Origin of the sequence: Paenibacillus riograndensis SBR5 (genome assembly GCF_000981585.1) — a bacterium.
GTDB lineage: Bacteria > Bacillota > Bacilli > Paenibacillales > Paenibacillaceae > Paenibacillus_AQ > Paenibacillus_AQ riograndensis.
On the sequence record NZ_LN831776.1, the window covers coordinates 4865739 to 4883420 of the forward strand.

General features: G+C 48.3%; 15 protein-coding genes. 2 read left to right on the forward strand and 13 right to left on the reverse strand.

All coding sequences use genetic code 11. From position 1 onward, the window contains the following. Positions 1-16: 16 nt before the first annotated feature. From PRIO_RS20650 to PRIO_RS20705, 13 genes are all read right to left on the reverse strand, one after another. On the reverse strand, positions 17-1213 hold the full coding sequence (locus PRIO_RS20650) for a trans-sulfuration enzyme family protein (RefSeq protein ID WP_020432485.1): 1197 nt from the start codon (positions 1211-1213) through the stop codon (positions 17-19). A gap of 24 nt (positions 1214-1237) precedes the next feature. Beyond that, entirely contained in the window at positions 1238-1918 is a 681-nt protein-coding gene (locus PRIO_RS20655; RefSeq protein ID WP_020432481.1) for a GntR family transcriptional regulator, read from the reverse strand. A gap of 908 nt (positions 1919-2826) precedes the next feature. Then, positions 2827-3294 carry a GNAT family N-acetyltransferase gene (locus tag PRIO_RS20660; protein WP_020432479.1) on the reverse strand — a complete coding sequence of 156 codons (468 nt, stop codon included), beginning with the start codon at positions 3292-3294 and terminating at the stop codon, positions 2827-2829. A gap of 170 nt (positions 3295-3464) precedes the next feature. Continuing rightward, positions 3465-4388: an NAD(P)-dependent alcohol dehydrogenase gene (locus tag PRIO_RS20665; protein ID WP_020432477.1), complete on the reverse strand. Its 924-nt coding sequence runs from the start codon at positions 4386-4388 to the stop codon at positions 3465-3467. A 111-nt stretch (positions 4389-4499) separates the two neighbouring features. After that, positions 4500-7190, reverse strand: a complete 2691-nt coding sequence (locus PRIO_RS20670) for a winged helix-turn-helix domain-containing protein (protein WP_039790758.1) — start codon at positions 7188-7190, stop codon at positions 4500-4502. A 167-nt stretch (positions 7191-7357) separates the two neighbouring features. Next, positions 7358-8758 carry a M56 family metallopeptidase gene (locus tag PRIO_RS34000; protein ID WP_020432474.1) on the reverse strand — a complete coding sequence of 467 codons (1401 nt, stop codon included), beginning with the start codon at positions 8756-8758 and terminating at the stop codon, positions 7358-7360. A 25-nt stretch (positions 8759-8783) separates the two neighbouring features. Beyond that, positions 8784-9143, reverse strand: coding sequence for a BlaI/MecI/CopY family transcriptional regulator (locus tag PRIO_RS20680; protein WP_020432472.1), 360 nt, complete (start codon positions 9141-9143; stop codon positions 8784-8786). 108 nt (positions 9144-9251) lie between these two features. Next, complete coding sequence (locus tag PRIO_RS20685) at positions 9252-11012, reverse strand: ABC transporter ATP-binding protein (protein WP_020432470.1); 1761 nt, start codon at positions 11010-11012, stop codon at positions 9252-9254. Then, positions 11009-12745: an ABC transporter ATP-binding protein gene (locus PRIO_RS20690; protein ID WP_020432469.1), complete on the reverse strand. Its 1737-nt coding sequence runs from the start codon at positions 12743-12745 to the stop codon at positions 11009-11011. Before PRIO_RS20690 ends, PRIO_RS20685 begins: the two co-directional genes overlap by 4 nt. A gap of 281 nt (positions 12746-13026) precedes the next feature. Beyond that, positions 13027-14121 (reverse strand): radical SAM/SPASM domain-containing protein, encoded by a 1095-nt coding sequence (locus PRIO_RS20695; RefSeq protein ID WP_020432468.1) that lies wholly within the window; start codon positions 14119-14121, stop codon positions 13027-13029. Between the two features lie 9 nt (positions 14122-14130). Next, positions 14131-14409 (reverse strand): PqqD family protein, encoded by a 279-nt coding sequence (locus PRIO_RS20700; protein ID WP_020432467.1) that lies wholly within the window; start codon positions 14407-14409, stop codon positions 14131-14133. Positions 14410-14449: 40 nt separating this feature from the next. Further along, the gene (locus PRIO_RS34995) at positions 14450-14593 is read right to left on the reverse strand and encodes a cyclic lactone autoinducer peptide (protein ID WP_020432465.1); all 144 of its coding nucleotides are present in this window, start codon (positions 14591-14593) and stop codon (positions 14450-14452) included. Next, positions 14590-15168 (reverse strand): accessory gene regulator B family protein, encoded by a 579-nt coding sequence (locus tag PRIO_RS20705; RefSeq protein ID WP_020432464.1) that lies wholly within the window; start codon positions 15166-15168, stop codon positions 14590-14592. Before PRIO_RS20705 ends, PRIO_RS34995 begins: the two co-directional genes overlap by 4 nt. 130 nt (positions 15169-15298) lie before the next feature. Here PRIO_RS20705 and PRIO_RS20710 point away from each other — a divergent pair, with 130 nt between their 5' ends. Both PRIO_RS20710 and PRIO_RS20715 read left to right on the forward strand, forming a co-directional pair. After that, complete coding sequence (locus tag PRIO_RS20710; RefSeq protein WP_081487311.1) at positions 15299-16069, forward strand: LytR/AlgR family response regulator transcription factor; 771 nt, start codon at positions 15299-15301, stop codon at positions 16067-16069. Between the two features lie 17 nt (positions 16070-16086). Further along, positions 16087-17364 (forward strand): ATP-binding protein, encoded by a 1278-nt coding sequence (locus PRIO_RS20715; RefSeq protein WP_020432461.1) that lies wholly within the window; start codon positions 16087-16089, stop codon positions 17362-17364. Positions 17365-17682: the final 318 nt, after the last annotated feature.

The window sequence follows — 17682 nt, forward strand, 5'->3', positions numbered from 1 at the left end:
TTGTATAGGCCATATTTTATTTAGAAATGGAGTTCTGCTCCGAATAAGGAAACAACGCCGCCAGCGCTTGCTCGAAATCTGCGATAATATCGTCCACATCCTCCAGCCCGACCGAAACACGGATCAACCCGTCCGTGATCCCGAATTGAACCCGCTCCTTCTGCGGAATGGAAGCATGGGTCATAGAAGCCGGATGCTGCACCAGCGTTTCCGGATCCCCCAGGCTGAAGGAAATCATCGCCAGCTTAAGCGAGTTGATCAGCTTCTTCCCTTCTGTCAGCCCTCCCTTGACTTCGAACGAGACGATACCGCCCATGCCTTTCATCTGCGCAAGAGCCAGTTTATGCTGGGGATGGGATTCAAGACCCGGATAGTATACTCTTTCTATCGAAGGATGGGCCTCCAGAAATTCTGCGACTGTCTGGGCATTGCGGCAGTGCCTTTCGACCCGCAGGGCCATCGTCTTCATCCCTCTCAGAATCAGAAATGAATCCCAGGCGTTCAGATTCTGCCCCAAATCGCCCATCAGCCTTTTTCGCATAAAACGGATTACGTCTTTGCTGCCTACAACGAATCCGGCCAGCACATCCCCATGGCCATTGATGTATTTAGTAGCACTATGCACCACAACATCGGCTCCCAGCTCCAAAGGTTTTTGCAGACAAGGGCTCATGAAGGTGTTGTCAACTATAACGGGAAGCTTATGCAGCTTGCAGGCTTGGGTAATTTGCTTGATATCAAGGATCGTCAGCTTCGGGTTGGAGGGTGTTTCGATATAGACAGCTTTCGTATTGGGCTTAATCGCCTGGAGCATCGCGGCAGTATCCGTACAGTCAACAAAGTCGCATTCGATACCGAAACGTGGTGCGAGGGAAGTTAAGAAGTTATAGGTGCCGCCGTACACATCCTTTGTTACCAGGACATGATCTCCATGCTTCAGGAAGCCAAGCAGGGCGATGGAGATGGCGGCCATACCGCTGGAAACCCCCAACGCGTCTTCACCGCCTTCCAGTGCGGCGATCTTTTTCTCCAGCGTGCGCGAGGTTGGATTCCCGTATCTGCCGTAATACACGCCTTCCGCTTCACCTGCCACCACGGACGCCGCTGTTTCAGCATCAGGAAACGCATAGGCAACCGCAGGGATAACGCTTTGGGAAATGGCGCCTGTCAGGGGATCGGGGGACTGGCTCTCATGAATAATCCTTGTGTCCATCTTCCATTCTGCTTGCATTGTGGCTCAGTCCTTTCTGGTTTCGTCCACCGTTTTTAGACGTTTCAGCGCCGTGGACAAGCTGTTCGAGATGTGGTCCTGCATCACTTTTTCCGCGCCTTCTTCATCCCGCTCAACGATCCTCTGCAGAATCAGGCTATGCTCTTCATAGGCCTGCGAATTCCATTCTCCGTGCAGGGAGACATAGCGGCAATAGCGGAGCGTGTGATCCCGGAGCTGGCTCAGAATTCTTTCAAAAGTATGCAGGCCGCTTATTTCCGATAAATAATCATGAAATTCAAAGCCAAACGGGAGAGCATCCTTATCAGAGCCTAAATACAGAGATTGATTCGTTTTTTCAACCATCGCCGTCATATGTTGAATATCTTGCGGAGTGGCGTTTTTGGCGGCATTTTTGGCAATATGCCCTTCCAGCATGCCGCGGACAAGAAAGATCTCTTCCAGCTCTTCCACAGTAATCGGCGCTACCTTCAGCCTGCCGTTTGGCTGGCGGACTAGAAAATCCTCATTCTCCAATCGTTGAATCGCCTCCCGCAAGGGAGTACGGCTGACGCCGAGCAGTGCGGCAAGGCTTTCTTCATGCACGTTCTGGCCTGGTTTCAGTTCATTGTCAATGATCTTCTGCTTCAGTTCAAAATAGGTGTTATCCTTGGACAACCTGCGTGTCCGTAACATTGAGCTGCTCATCGGCGCTTCTCCTCTAAATTGCAATTTCTAACTCTAAGCACTTCATTGTGCATTTGTGTAATTGTATAATTGTATACAATTATTGCTGAAGTCCCACCTCTCTCTTTCCTTTTTCGTTGCGGTTTGTAGATTTAGGCTTATAATACCGATTGAAAATCATTTTGTCTATACTTTCATGTCATTTTTCGTCACATTTCGCCATGTTTTTTTTAGAAAACGCTCTCTTAACTCACGACCTCGAAGACCATGTAATATAAAGTCACATGTAAAGTGAGCCAGAATGTATAGCGGCTTATGTTCCGGCTTGCTTTTCAGTACTGTGCATCCTGCGAAGATAAATGCTAATCTCTCTTTCAATTTAGCTCAGCGCTCGCATTCTATTGCATTTTATGCAGCAGATGACCCATAAACCGGTCGAAAAACTCGATCTGTTGCACTCTGTACATTAGAATTCGCTGAAAAAGCTGTTTTTGTCTCCATATACGGAAATCAGTTGCACAAAATGCAGCAGAAGGCGATTCAATGCCCAATTCTAAGCATTCTATTGCACGATGTGCAATCATGCCAAAATCAACTTGTCGAAAATGAAGACTTAGGTTGAAACTACACAGCATACAAAGACACTATATAGAGTGAACTTAAGATATTAACATTAGGGACTTCGTCGGGACTCCGGTGAATGTTTGGACTTCCGGCCGCTGCCCATCTGCAGATTTCTTGATTGTTACCGCTGTTCGCGGTGGAAATCCGCAGACAAAGGCGGACGCTTCCGCTCCTACAGTTCCAAACTTCCCCTCCATCCCTTTTCCTTTTTGTTACTTTTTCAAGTTCACTCTATATAACGAAGGGCTAGTGTCTTCGGGCGATATTACCTATTCCTTTTGGGTAGTTTTAAATCTCAAATGAGTTCAAGGTCTGGCACGCGTGATATCGAGGAGCATCCGCGGCGCCGGCCCACCCTGTGTGTTGGCGAATCCGCTAGCGGCAAAGCCAACGGATTCGTAAAACCCTATCGCGTACGGGTTGGCGGTCACCTCTACACGCATACCGTGCCGCGCAATGTCTTCGATCAGAGCACTAGCGACACCTTGGCGCATCCAGTCAGGATCAGTGAACAGATCCTCAAGTTCGAGAAAGTCATCAACAGGACGTACCGAAGCAAAGCCGACGACCCGCCCGTCAACAACAGCGACACGAGTGAACGGCATCATCGCGTCGTCCCACAGGAGCCACTCAGGATGAACGGCGATCAGTTCCCGGACGCCCTCATTTGTCAGCGATGCACGGCGAAAGATGCCGCGCAGCGTATCGATGTCGTCGACAACTGCATTTCTAATGACGAGGTTAGACGAATTAATAGGTTTTTTTTCATTCATGGCTGTGCCTCCATTTTACTGAAAATCCATGATAGCATTTTCATTTTATGAGTGTTACTTTGTTACTTTGTAATCCGCTTAGAACTACATTGCGGTAGAATCCCATAAAATAAAATTGCCCCCCAAGGCTATTCTTTGGAGGACAATAGATCTTGTTCATTCAATACTTATTAACCCCTGCCCTGACCTATCCTGATGACTACACTGCCCTTCTTATGCCCTTGTTCCACATACCGGTGAGCCTCAGCCAGTTGTTCTAACGGATAGTACCGGTCGATCACCGATTTAATGTTACCCGCCTCCATCAATTCTGATAGAAGCTGCAGATCCTCGAGGCGTACCTTGGCCATTCCCTGCCCATCTACGGTGACGTATGATCCGTTTGGCTTCAGCGCTTTTTTGCAGCCGGCTTTGGGGAGTTTGCCAACGGCATCGAAGATGATGTCATACTGCTGACCTCTTTGAGTACAATCTTCAGCCGTGTAGTCAATTACCTGAGAGGCGCCCAGCGATTTCACCCATTCCAGATTTGCGGTGCTGCATACCCCGTCAACTTCTGCCCCAAAGTGTCTTGCAAGCTGCAGCGCGAAGGTCCCTACTGTGCCTGATGCTCCATAGATCAGAACCTTTTGTCCCTTTTGGATGTTCGCTTTTCTGAGAAAATAGAGTGCCGTGGTTCCCCCAAATAGCGTTGAGGCAGCTTCCTCAAAGGTCGTATTGGCCGGTTTGATGCTCACCATTGCGTCTTCAGACAGACAGGCATACTCAGCGTGTCCGCCAAAGCGCATCCCCGTTAAGGCATAAACCGGGTCACCTGGCTTAAAGCGCGTGACTTCACTGCCTACGGCTACAACTTCACCGGCTAATTCCACACCCAGAACAGGTTTCCTGGGTTTGCTGAGACCTAAAACAAGACGCATTGGCAGCCATAGCAGGACAGGACTCTTAAACGTCCGTACTCTAATGTCCCCTGCGGTAACAGTTGACGCATGAACCTTGATCAGCAGATCTTTGCGCTTCGGGACGGGTTTTTCCATCTCTATGAGGTGCAGATTTTCCGGTGAACCGTATTTTGAGCATACCATGGCTTTCATGAGTTTCCTCCCGGATGTCGATTTTCAATCAGTATAGCTTCAGCAGGGAAAGTCATGTAGATACTTAAGTATGGTTTTAGTTAAAAAGCTGCGGATGAGCAATTGCGGACCTTACAATAAACCCAGCATACGTGCCCGCGCTATCGCCTCTGTACGCCGCGAAACCTGAAGTTTGTCAAAGATATTGCGGTTATAGCCCTTAACGGTACTGAGTGCAAGAAACATCCGGTCCCCAATTTCGCGGTTCGAGAGGCCTTGGGCAATGAGCTGCAGGATTTCGAGCTCCCGCCTGCTCAGTTTTTCGAAAAGGGGCTGATCAGGCCGGATATGATGCCGGGAGGCCCCCGTTTGGCTGGAGGTCAGTATCTCCAGTGTCTCCGGTGTCTCCGCTGCAAATGCAGCCAGCAGCTTCCTCCGGTAGTCCAGCATTTCCCCAGGAATCTCTGACCCGCGCAGCAGCCTTTCGGCTTCCGGCCCCTCATCGACAAAGCTCCGGATACATCCGCCCGGCTCAGCAATCCTCATAGCCTCGGCCAGTGTATGCGCCGCCCCGGAGTTATCTCCACACTTATAAAGTGCAGCCGCATAGAGAATCATGCCTTTCAGCCGTTCATCTTGGCGGCCTTTGACCGCCGTTTGCCTTAGCACCGGCTCCAGCACCGCCAATGCGGCAGCAGCGTCTCCGAGAGCCAGATTTACCTTGGCCAGGCTAAGGGGAAGCCCGTGTTGCTCCGCGAGGATAGCGGCTGCCTCCAGATTCCCTTGACGAAGCATTACCGGCACCTGCACAGCCGCAATATGGGGAATCTGTGTCCAGTATTGACGCTGGCGGGCGAAATCGTCCGCTTGCTCCAGAATCGCGGCCGCTTCGCTCACCGCTCCCCGCGCAAGCTTCAGCTTTGCGAGCAATACTTTGCCTGCAACCTCCCGGTCACTGTCCTCAAATTGCCCGGCAAGCAGAATACTCTGTTGAACATGCATCAAAGCCGTGTCCCATTCGTTCCATTCATAATAAATCCGCGCTAATCCCAGGTGTGCTTCGCAAGCAACCGGCAGCGGCGGATCACCTGCCCATTCCAGCACCTGCAGATAGCTCCCAGCCGCAGCCGGTAACCGGTTCTCGGCTTCCTGTATATTTCCCCGGCCAAGCGTCGCCATAATCGAGATCATGACATGTCCAATCCTCTTGCTGACCGATAAGGCTTCGTTATAGGCTGCACCGGCCAAGCCTTGCTCTCCTTGGAGCTGATAAGCATACCCCAGCGTCCATGCAGCCGCTGCGCGGACCGCCAGATTGTCAGGGTGCAGATATTCCAAGGCGCGGCGCGACTCAGCAGCAATAGGATCAGCCTGGTGTTTGCTGACGGCGAGCATAGCACGTATGGAGGCAATGTGTCCTATAAGATCACGGGTTTTCTCGTCCAGCACAGCACCGTGCAGCGCTTGTTCGGCAGCTTGCAGCTTCTGTTCAACACTGGAAAGCCGTCCTGTCATCAGGAGTGCGGAGGCATACATCACCCGCAACGAAGGAATTGCATCCAGTTCTTCCTCCGGCAAAGATTGCAGCCAGTTCAGTACAGGAGTTACTGCTCCGCGAAAAAGCAGCGGCATCCCTTCACCTTCTGTCAACCGGGCGGCGCGTCTGGTATCTCCGGCAGCGGCTGCATGATGAAACGCTTCAAGTTCAAAACCGTTGTCCTCATACCACTGACTGGCCCGGAGATGTAATTCAGAAACGGTTTTTTCCTTCCCCCCTTCTGACGGGAAGAAGCCTTGATTCAGCCGCTCCCGCAGCAAATCCGCGAAGAGATGGTGATAGCGGTACCAGCGTCTTTCGTTGTCCAAAGGGATGAGGAACAGATTCGCATGTTCAAGATATTCTAAAGTCCGTTGGCCGGTAGAACGGGATGCTCCTTCGGAGTCTTTACCCAGAACAGCATCACACAGCGGGCCGCACATTTTGTCCAGAACCGATGTGAACTGCAAAAAAGCCTGTATGCTTGCGGGCTGCTGCTGCAGCACTTCTTCGATCAGATAATCCAGGACAAACTTATGGCTGCCGGTGAATGATTGGATGAAACCGGTGGTGTCATTGCGCCCCTGCATGGAGAGAGCGGCCAATTGCAGGCCGGCAATCCAGCCTTCGGTGCGGGATTCAAGGAGCATGACATCTTTAGCGGAAAGCGTGAGACCCATCACCCCGCCCAGAAATTCAGCAGCTTCAGCGGCGTTGAACCGCAGGTCAGCAGCGCGCAGTTCAGTCAATTGATGCCGAACCCGGAGTCTTGGCAAAGGCAGCGGCGGATCTTCGCGTGTGGCGATGACCAGATGCATCTGCGGCGGCAGATGTTCAAGCAGAAAAGCAACGGCTTGGTTAACTGGTTCGGCAGTAATCACATGGTAATCGTCAAGGACGAGTATGGAAGGTTCAGAATCAGAGCTAATTTCATTCAACAGTGCCGTCAGCAGCGATTCGGCTGGCGGTGGTTGCGGGGATTGAAGCACAGCAAATACACCCTCCCCGATGTTCACCCCGATTGACCGGCAAGCGGCGAACAGATACGTGAGAAAACGTGCAGGATCATTGTCTCCCGCATCCAGCGACAGCCATGTCGCTCTGCGTCCGCAGACAGCGAGCCATTCACTGGCGAGTGTAGTTTTACCATAACCGGCAGCGGCCGAGAGGACGGTCAGCTTGCCTTGCAAGCTCCCGTTAAGCCGCTCCAGCAGACGCGGACGGACAACGGATTTTGACCTGGCCGGGGGGATAAACAGTTTGGCAGATACAATGGTTATTGTCATAGCTAGATTATAATAACTGCTCTCCTGCAGCGTCAACAAAGCGGATACATTCATAAAAAAAAGGGGGCAGTTTATAGAAAACTCCCCCTGCAATGACCTGTATATTCAAGAAACAATGCTTACCTTATATTTTACGCCAGTCCCTACGGTAATCTGCTGGAGACTGCCTAGTTTGCATTTTCAAATTTCAGGCCATCCTGAGTAAGTTCAAACCCGTACCCCTTGGCTAAAGCCTGGAGTTCATGTTCATCCACTTCAGTAATTTTAGTTACCTTGTTGTCTTTATCCCTGATGACTTTGAAATCGGCCTTACCGTCCCCGTCAAAATAAAATTTGTTGAACTTTCCTTCATTTTTAAGATCCTGGTCCAGGAACAGCCGGATATGCTTGCCATTGTACAAAAATCTGTCTTTGGCTTTGTCATACGTCAGTCCATAGGCCACATAATCCTTCAGCGCATCGTAGTTAAAGTCGCTCACTGTTCCGTCTTGCGAAGAGGCTGACGCAGCGGCAGAATCAAGCCCGCCGGCGTTGCCTTCGCTTTCTACAGCGTTCATTTCAACAGAGTTTTCTGTATTCGCGCTGCTTTCTGCCCCGCTGGATTGGTCTGCAAATGCAGACACCGCTCCCAATATTAAAACGAGCGAAATGGCTGCCGTCATTACCGTCAATTTTTTCAATTTCATGATCGACACGATCCTTTCTTTAGTCGCATTTTTGCTGAAGCCACTGTACAGGGGAGTGAATCCCCCTTTTTGTTCTGCCACCGCCAAGAGACATAAAGCATAGTCCGCCTTGTGTTCGGCACCAAGCTTGTGGATCACTCTTGCATCGCACACCATTTCCAAATCCCGGTTCAGGTAGAGATACATCAGCCAGACCAGCGGATTGAACCAGTGCAGGCATAGGACAGCGGCCGCGGCCAATTTCCACACCGCATCAAAGTGTCTGATGTGCATGTATTCATGGGTGAGAATATAATCCATTGCGGATTCGTTGCCGGTATCGAGTGATTTGGGCAAAATAATCTTCGGGTGCAATATTCCGAAGGTGATCGGCGTATCCATCCGGTCATAGGTCAATATCGTCAAGGTCCGACGCAATGGATGTTTGGCTAACCAGGCTTCGATAACGGGATGGCTCCCCTGAAGAGGCAGCGCTGTCCGCAGCTCCCTTTTGCTTCTGTAATAGATCACCACTATCGCCATAAGCAATAGAGCAGCCCCCCCGAGCCACAAGGTATTCAGAAGCTCCGGCATCGGCTCCGGCTTCGGCCCCCCGCCTGAATCTGCTGGGACCTCAACCTCACGGGTCAGCATCCCGTTGTTCAGAGCAGTTGGACCGGGCAGCTGGAATACTGCTGCTGTATGTGCATTCACACTGATGTTCGGATCAGCAATTTCAGCCGGGGGGAATAACTGCGGAAGAATAGGAAAAGAAACTGGAACCAGCAGCCTGGCAACCACAATTCCCCACAGAATGAGGAATAGCAGCCTGGGTAATTTGTGGATAGCCAAAGACCGCAGCAGGATAACAAGAACGATCAGCACACTCGCCGAAATACTCATCCGTAGGATATCCACCATCGCCGCCTCAGCTTAAGCTTTCCACAATTTTTTTCAGTTTGTCGATGTCTTCTTTGCTCAGGTTCTTCTCATTGAGGAACGCCGAAAAAAACATCCCCGCCGAACCATTGTACATTTTGTTGATCAATTCCTTCGTTTCATAAGTCTGCACCTGTTCTTTGGGAATCAGAGCTGTGCAGACAAAGCCCGGATCGGTCCGCTGGATGGCTCCCTTGACGATCAGCTTTTTGATTACCGTGTAGGTTGTATTTCTGTTCCAGCCCGTTTCCCGGTTCAAGATCGCCGCCAGATCACCTGCCGCCAGCATCCCTTCTCTCCACAAAATGTCCATCACTTTTAACTCGGAATCATACAGTTTGAGCTCCATGTACCAGCCTCCCTCGCATTGACTACTGAAGTAGTCATGAGTCAATACTACTCCAGTAGTCACTAATTGTCAATTATATCCTGTTAATTCTTTTTTATGCCAAAAGAATCAGGCGTATAAATAGCTTTGTGCCGAATACATCTGATAATATTTCCCCCTCCGGTTCATCAGTTCCGCATGCGATCCAAATTCACAGATTTCCCCCTGGTCAAATACATAGATTGTATCGCACAGTCTGGTCACGCCTAAACGGTGTGAGATCATTATCGCCGTTTTATTTTCACACAGCGCCGAGAATTCCTCATAAATCTGTGTTTCCACTTTGGGGTCCAGGCTGGCTGTAGGTTCGTCCATAATCAGAATTTCTGTTCCTGCCCGGCTGAGCGCCCTTGCGATGGCCAGTCTCTGCCATTGGCCGCCAGACAACTCCACATCGTTATTCTCGAGCTGCCCAAGCTGGGTGTCCAGCCCCTTCGGAAGGTTATCGATGAAGGAATCCATACTGAAGATCTGCAAAGATTGCTTGTGAAAATCTTCTCCGAAGTTCCCCGCCTTGATATTGTCCGCTACCGAAAGCTGATATTTGATGAAATTTTGGAATACGCAGACCGTCATCGTCCGGAAATCATCAATCACGTCAGCCAACGGGTCACCGCCGACCAATACTTCACCTGAAGTTGGCTTGTACAGGCCCAGAAGCACATTAATAAAAGTGGTCTTGCCGCATCCGTTCTCCCCAACCAGGGCAATTTTCTCGCCTTTATTTATCGTGATATCAATATTTTTCAAAGTATGGGTCTTGCTATTGGGATATTTGAAATCGACATGTTTGAATTGAATCGTTGGTGACTCAACAATTTTTTTGTGTCCGCTGCCGGTATCCTCAGGGAGTTCCAAAAAGTTCATCATGTCTTCTATATACAACGTATAATTGTTCATCGAACTGATTTTATTGACCATACCGCTCAAACCGTCTGTTATGGCTTGCATTGAAGTGATTACCAGCATCACATCACCAATACTCATCCGGTTCTCTAGAACGCCTATACAGGTCATCAACAGACAGATTCCCAGCGCAACGTTCCGGAATATATCGATAAAAGCGCCTCCCAGCGTATAATGCAGCAGCAATTTGAACTTCTCTTTCCATACATCCTTCCGGATCTCTTCGGTCCGGTCATTGAAATAGTCAATCAGCCCGAACATCCGGATCTCTTTAGCATAACGTCTGCTTGTCAGCACATCGTACATATAGTTTAAACGGCGCAGCGGCTTGCTTTGTTCAACGGCTTGAAAATAGCTCTTCTTTCCCTGTGCATTCATCAGCAGCAAATAAGGGACAGTAGCGAGCACCGCGATCAAGGGGAAATACAGATTGATGTTAATCAACAGCAGAATGTAGGAGATGATGGAGAATACAGGAAGGACCACAGACAATGAGTTATTGATGTAGGATAATATCCCTTTATTGACATTGGACTGCACCCTGTCGAGCAGATCATAGACTGCCGGATTCTCCAATTGCTCCATCGAAATAACAGACAGCTTCTTGTTCACTTGTCTGATAAATTCCCGGTTAATATTATATTTCAGGCGGTTATTGATATGTGCCGTAATATGCTCAGACCATTCAAGGAGGACCTTCAGCACGGTATAACCGGCGATAATGACAACCAGCTTTTGCGTCACAGCGGATGCCGAATGAACGAAAGCGAGGTCATCGATCAAAAGCTTATACAGCCAGGTGCCGAGGGGGGCCAGCAGCGCGCTGAACGCCATAAGCGCCAGTGAAACGTATAGCTCTTTGGTGCAAAACAGCTTGACGAACATCATAATGTTGCGGACATGAATCAGCAATTTATTTTTCATATGACCTGATCTCCCGTATCGTACCATTTGGCCTGATTCATAAAGAAACTGCAGTATTCGCCATTCAGCTGCATCAGCTCGGCATGGGTGCCCTCTTCTACGATCTCCCCGTGCTTCATAAATACGATTCTGTCGGCCAGCTTGGCGATTCCGATTCTGTGCGAGACCAGGACAACGCTTTTGCCGCGAAAATATTTACCGATATTGTTGAATTGCTGAATCTCCGACAACGCATCCAAAGAGGCAGACGGTTCATCGAAGATAATAAAATCAGCATCGCGCATAAACGCCCGGCTGATGGCGACTTTCTGCCACTGCCCTTCTGACATGTCGATGCCATCGGCATCGAATTTTTTGCCCAGTATCGTGTCCAGCCGCTTAGGATACTGCTCAATGACATGGTTGATCTGGCCTTTTATGGTTGCTTCTCTGATTTTATCGTTGTCATTAATACTGGTTACATCGCCTATACCGACATTATCCCGTACAGAGAATTCAAATTTGGCATAATCCTGAAATGCAGCGGTGGCGGTCGCACAATTCTTCCGGACGATGCCTTCAGTAGGCTTAAGCAGACCGGCCATAACTTTGGCCAAGGTGCTTTTCCCGCTGCCGTTCTCACCAACGAGCACGATGCTTTCGCCTTTGCCGACGCGCAGATTGATATCCTTTAATGCAGGGGAATGATCGCCATACGAGAAAGACACATGCTGCAGCTCCATAACCGTTTTGGCTCTGGCTAAGGCAGGGTTCGGCCCGGCCGGAATCCCGGGTTCCTCAGGTGTGATCAGCTCTCTGAATTCATTGATATAGATTTTATTTTTTTGGGCTTGGGAGAAAAACTCCGCAAAGGCATTGATGCCAACAATGATCTGCCCCTGGCCCTGGCTCAGCACAATCAGTTGATCGACTGTCAGCATTGTGAGTGCCACACCATAACACATCACCATCAAAATGCTATTTTCCAGGCCAATCATCAGCCCCGACCATAGACAGCCGATCACCGTCCATTTTTTACTGAAGGCCAGATCGATGTCCCTGATCTCGTCAAATTTGCCCAGCCGTTTCGTTTCCAGCCAATCGAAAATTTTGAAGCTTCTGATTTCTTTCTGGTTGCTTCTGTCCTGCATAAGATTGCTCAAATACTTCAATTTGCGGTCCTCGTGCTCCTGCCTCTTCATCAAATCGATATGTTCTTTCGTGTTTTTCTTCACAAAATAGTTGTAGAGCAGTCCAAGCACAATAAATGCCAGTAAATAGAGAACACCCAGCCTGACGATAATCAGCGCAGACATACAAAAGCCGGCAACGGACCCCAGAAAATGAAACACGTCATTAACGGCATTAGTAAGTTTAAACCATACCGTATCTTTGGCCCTTTCGATTTGAAGCAGATAATCCGCCTGATCCAATTTGCATAAATCTGCCTTGGCAATCGCGTCGAACAGACTTCTTTGCAGCATTGCACCGACTTTGTTCTCCAGCAATTCTATGAACAGGAGCGAAAAAGAATATTGAATATTCTTCAATGAATATACGAGGATATAGGCGAGGATAAGTCCGGCGATGGCAAGAATTTCAGACTGATGGCCAAGGCTGACAATGATCCGCTGGATCAGGAGCAGCTCCAGAGGCTGCAGCGAGTACATTAATATGTAGAGCAGGAGTATGGATACCATAGTCACCGGCTGATGTCTGAAGTAGATCTTTAAGAACCATATGTATTCCTTCAATGGATATCCCCTGCCTTTCAAAGAAAAGAACATGATTATCTAGAATAACCATGTTCTTTTTGCATATTATGGATATTGCTAAAAATACTGTAGACCAGGTTTTACCAATTTCCGCATTTAAAGTTGTTTTTGCAGGAGTAGCTACCACAGTTGAAGGTTTTTGGGCAACTGAAGCCTGAAGTACACGCTGCAGGAGTGATCATGGAATCAGCGCTTGCTTTTTCAATCATCGGTTTGATATAGCTCATTTTTTTCACCTCCTTTCAAGTGGCTCCCCATTATTACTGGGGTACCAATGTTTTTCTGTTTTTGTTCAGCTCGGATACATAATATTTCGTTCTCACTTTGCAGCAGCCATCGGTATCCTGGATGGATCCCCCGTTGGCCACGGCGATTGCCACACAGCCCTTGCCGCAATTGTGATTCCAAATACAGGACTGGCACTTGTTCATATAGGTCTGTCCTACTTGAAAAAACCGGATCAGATTAATCATCTCAGGGGATTGCAGCATCGACGGCAGGCTGGCCTGATTGACATTTCCGATCGCATACTGGACATCGGTAAACAATTGGCACAGAAATACATTCCCGGAAGAGTCAATTCGCGGTGTTAAAGGAATTTTATCATCCTCCTCGGTCACGCCGCTCAACAAAGGACAGGCTCCTGTAAAATCATCAGGGAGTGTAATTTTGACACCGCTGTCGATCAGATTCACAATTTCCGCATTTTTCTCCAGACTCTGCACGAGTGCGGATTTCTCCAGAATGTCCAGATACAAGTCATTTTTATTATTTTCACTTCGGCCCAGGCTGCTCAATCCGGCTATCTCGGCCTGGGGTATCTTTTTATCAGCGACCATATTCAGCAGATTCACGATATCATCTTTGTTGAAGCTGGTAAGCACGCTGCGGATCAGAATGCGTTCGCTCATGCCGGCTTCGATTAAATGATCCAGTCCCTGCATCGTTTTGTTAAAGCTGCCGCGTCCGCATAATTGGTCATGTATTTCAGCGCGCGACCCGTTTAAGCTTAATTGGATGGCAACTTTATAGGAGGCAAATTTCTCGGCTACTTCCTTTGTAATATAGGTGCCGTTCGTGATCACCAGTACCATGCCAAAATGCTTCTTTTGCAGCTCATCCATAAAGTACCAGAACTCAGGATGCGTGGTCGGCTCTCCTCCGGAAATGGTAATGCTAGTATCGGGATTATCCGGCAGAGCATTAATGATATTCATGAAGGTCGGCTTATCAATCTGGCTTTGCAATACGCCGGATTCGTTATAGCAATGCAGACAGCGCAGGTTGCAATTGGAGGTGATTTCCAGATAACAACCGCCTAATTTAAAACTTTCGGCTGGCGACAAAAATTCCACATAAGCACCTCATTTCCTGATTTTCACAAATCCCCGTTGCTCCAGTTCTTCAAATGCGCCAAGACAGTCCGTGATAATATCGCTTAACTCAAGTCCATCCTTATCCAGGCATTGGTCATAGAGCAAGCCGGCTACTTCAGAAACTGTTCTTCCATTACAGTGTTCCCATAAATATTTGGCTGTCTGGTTCAAAAAGAACATCTCGTTATTCTGGTCGAGCACCAGTGACTCTTCGCCCAAATCCTCATTGATCACATTAACCTTGGACAATAGCGTATTTGCATTCATTGACTCACATCCTCACACGTAATTACACCGAAGTGTTGCGTTATTGCAGCTTATGCAATTTTTTTACCTCTTCCGGCATTTCCGGCTCATGGGCAATCCACCAGCAGGTTATGTTGGCACCCAGCACAGCGAACATTCCGGCCAGCATCGTAAGCGATTTCAAAGGCCATTGGACCATTTTCATTGATTCTCCCCCTTTAATTGGATCAGTACGGAAAACTGAGAAATGAGGCAGCCGCATAGACTAGCCAAAACGGCGGTGCCGGCCAGCTGCAGCAAAATCATAGACAGGACAAAAGCATAAAATGAAATATGTACAGTAACAGATATCTTCTGCAGTGTGCGGCGGCCGTTTGTATCCGCTTGTCCACCCTGCCGGGACATCACGTTCATACAGGCAAACAGAACCACAGAGCCCCCAACAAACAGGATCACAATAGAGCTCACCCACAGGGGAGGCAGGATATCCACAAATGCCAGGGTCGTTATGAAAATAGTGACTGAAATGAAATAACAGGCCTTGAATGATTTCGCATGATAACCCCCGCCAAAGCTCCGGCACCCCATAACGGCTCCCAGCCAGGCCAGCGCTTCAGGTATCCGGTTGAACCAGACAGAGATGGCGATCATGGACATGGCGATGATTGTAACCTCGATCATGGCCTGCAGCCCGTAGCGGATGACCGGTGCATTCCTTTCTTCCACAATGCCTTGCTGGACGCTTCGCAGCGTGATTAGTTTCACAATATAATCTATCATTCACATCCCCCAAATCGAATATAGCGTATTTGTTAATTAAATGGAACATTATGTATGTTAATGGTATAATAGGACATGCAAACGCATACTTTTGTCAGATATACTTCCAAATCTTACATAACTTTACTAGATGAGAGGAGAGAAATATTTGTTCCACGTGGGGGTGTGCGATGATGAAGCCGGGGTCCGCAACGAGCTGCAGCGGTACTTTTCACAACTTTCGGTAGCGACAAACTATTCATTTGATGTCCATTATTTTCCCTCCGGCGAAAAGCTCCTGCAGCACTATAAAGCAATGCAAGGGGAGTATGCCTATCATCTGCTGATTCTGGATGTCGAAATGACCGGCATTAGCGGGCTTGAGACAGCCCGGCAGATCCGATCCTTGCCAGACCGTGACGTACAAATTATCTTTTTGACCAGCTATCCCGAATACATGATGGAAAGCTTTGATGTTCAAACCTTTCAGTACCTGCTCAAACCGGTAACCTATGAATTGTTCAAGAAAAAAACACTGAAGCTGTGCAGCTACCTCATTTCTTCCTCGAACCGTTTTTTCACCATCAAGGTGGAAGACGGGCAAATCGTATTAAGAAAGCCCGAAATTATCGCCATGGTCAAAATCAAGCATTCGCTGGCCCAAAACAAGCTTAAAGTAATAACAGCAGCTCAAGAGTACATCATAAACGGCACTCTACAAGAGTATTCGGATAAGCTGGGCAGCCTGTTCCTGATGATTCACCGTTCCATTATCGTTAATCTGGAGCATGTCCGCAGATTTACCGCCACCTCCGTTGTGATGTCCAATGATGAAGAATACCCCATAGGCCGTTCCCAATCGAAGACCATTAAGGATGTCTATGCCCAATACGTGTTGGAAGAATTACAAGGGAGAGGGTAGCCATACTGCCTACTGCATTGTTTACGGGGACAACTTTACTGGAATTGATTCTGTTGAACCGTTACTTTTCGGTTCTCTTTCATACTCCGGACCGGAAGCTGCAAATCATTATACTTCATTATTTACTGGCCGGAGCGATCTTGTTCACATCGTCCGTTTCCTTTTTCCCCATGCCCATCACCGGACTTTTGTCCATGGCCAGTACCTTTTGGATTGCCCGGCTCTACTCTGTCCGGCCCGGTTCCCAGATCATTTTCAGCGCCCTGTATGTTATCCTTGGATTCATCGCCGAATCGCTGTCTTATTGCCTGATCCTTGCCATCCGCCCGGCCCACGGGGTTAACCAATTATCCAGGCTGGAGCAGCGCCTGCTCATCCTGTTCATTTCCGCTTTGATTATACTGCTGTTCATCACCGTCATCCGTTTTATCAAGCGGGGGCAGGACTATAAAATCAGTAAAAGCTACTACTTCATCATGACGCTGATTATCTTAATAAGCCTGCTCATTTTGAATACGCTGTTTTTTTACTCCAGAATAAATCTTTGGTACGTCCTGTCTGTTATCGGTATTCTCGGCATCAATTTCCTGATCATCTTCCTGTTCGACAGGATGATTGAAATTTTCAGGCTGGCGGAGGTGAATTACCGGCTGCAAAGACAAATGGACGCCCAGGATATCAGCTACAAGCAGACGGTACATTCATTCATGGGTATCAAACGAATTATTCATGACACCAATAAACATTTAGTATACATACGTGCCTGTATTGAAGAAGGCCATGCTCAGGAAGGCATTGAACATATCAACAGGATATTGCTTCAAATAGAAGCTTCCTGCCAAAAAGTGACCACCGGCAACCTGGCGATTGATGCCTTAATCAGCAATGCACTCAGCATCGCTTATGACCGCCGGATTGCCATGGAACACAAAATCCATATTACCGCTGCAGAAATTAACATTGACCGCTATGATTTATGCATTGTTTTAGGAAACCTTCTGGATAATGCCATAGAAGCCGCACAGCAGGTCAGCGGGACCGAAAACAGGTTCATTCATCTCCATATCCATTCCAACAACAATGCACTCGTTATTTATGTTGGCAATTCCATGGCCGATCCCTCCACGTCAGAGACGCAAACCCGGAAAGAAAATCCCGGGCTGCACGGAATCGGTTTAAGCAATGTGCAGCGGACTGCCGACAAATATGGCGGTCATTTAAAAACCACGGCCAAAAACGGAAAATTCGAAACCGTGGTGGTGCTTCCTTTTCCAAAGATCAGCGTTTCTGTTTAATAAAAATCTTCATCATAATTTAAGATAACGGTCTTGCCAATAAAATACCGCCCTTCCTAACTGTAGGTTTCTGAAAAGAACAAAACCGCTGTGCCGGGACAGCGCAGCCGACTTTGTTCTAGCGTTACCTGGAGAACGATTCCGCAGAAACCTACGGCAACTTTTTAAGTGGAAAAAGGTTAACTAATTTGCCGGAGTACCTATCCTCGGGCAGATGAAGTGGAAAAAGGGACACTAATTCAGCCCATTTCGCCATTGGACAAGAAAAGTAGCCCAATTAGTTTTACTTTATCCACTTAACTCCCAGGATTTCTTAAT

Excerpts from the sequence above, each read along its gene's own strand:
- PRIO_RS20685 (WP_020432470.1), bottom strand. The coding sequence starts at position 11,012 with ATGAAAAATAAATTGCTGATTCATGTCCGCAACATTATGATGTTCGTC.
- PRIO_RS20660 (WP_020432479.1), bottom strand. The coding sequence starts at position 3,294 with ATGAATGAAAAAAAACCTATTAATTCGTCTAACCTCGTCATTAGAAAT.
- PRIO_RS20700 (WP_020432467.1), bottom strand. The coding sequence starts at position 14,409 with ATGAATGCAAATACGCTATTGTCCAAGGTTAATGTGATCAATGAGGAT.
- PRIO_RS20665 (WP_020432477.1), bottom strand. The coding sequence starts at position 4,388 with ATGAAAGCCATGGTATGCTCAAAATACGGTTCACCGGAAAATCTGCAC.
- PRIO_RS20705 (WP_020432464.1), bottom strand. The coding sequence starts at position 15,168 with ATGATAGATTATATTGTGAAACTAATCACGCTGCGAAGCGTCCAGCAA.
- PRIO_RS20655 (WP_020432481.1), bottom strand. The coding sequence starts at position 1,918 with ATGAGCAGCTCAATGTTACGGACACGCAGGTTGTCCAAGGATAACACC.
- PRIO_RS34995 (WP_020432465.1), bottom strand. The coding sequence starts at position 14,593 with ATGAAAATGGTCCAATGGCCTTTGAAATCGCTTACGATGCTGGCCGGA.
- PRIO_RS20710 (WP_081487311.1), top strand. The coding sequence starts at position 15,299 with ATGAGAGGAGAGAAATATTTGTTCCACGTGGGGGTGTGCGATGATGAA.
- PRIO_RS20650 (WP_020432485.1), bottom strand. The coding sequence starts at position 1,213 with ATGGACACAAGGATTATTCATGAGAGCCAGTCCCCCGATCCCCTGACA.
- PRIO_RS20670 (WP_039790758.1), bottom strand. The coding sequence starts at position 7,190 with ATGACAATAACCATTGTATCTGCCAAACTGTTTATCCCCCCGGCCAGG.
- PRIO_RS34000 (WP_020432474.1), bottom strand. The coding sequence starts at position 8,758 with ATGAGTATTTCGGCGAGTGTGCTGATCGTTCTTGTTATCCTGCTGCGG.
- PRIO_RS20680 (WP_020432472.1), bottom strand. The coding sequence starts at position 9,143 with ATGGAGCTCAAACTGTATGATTCCGAGTTAAAAGTGATGGACATTTTG.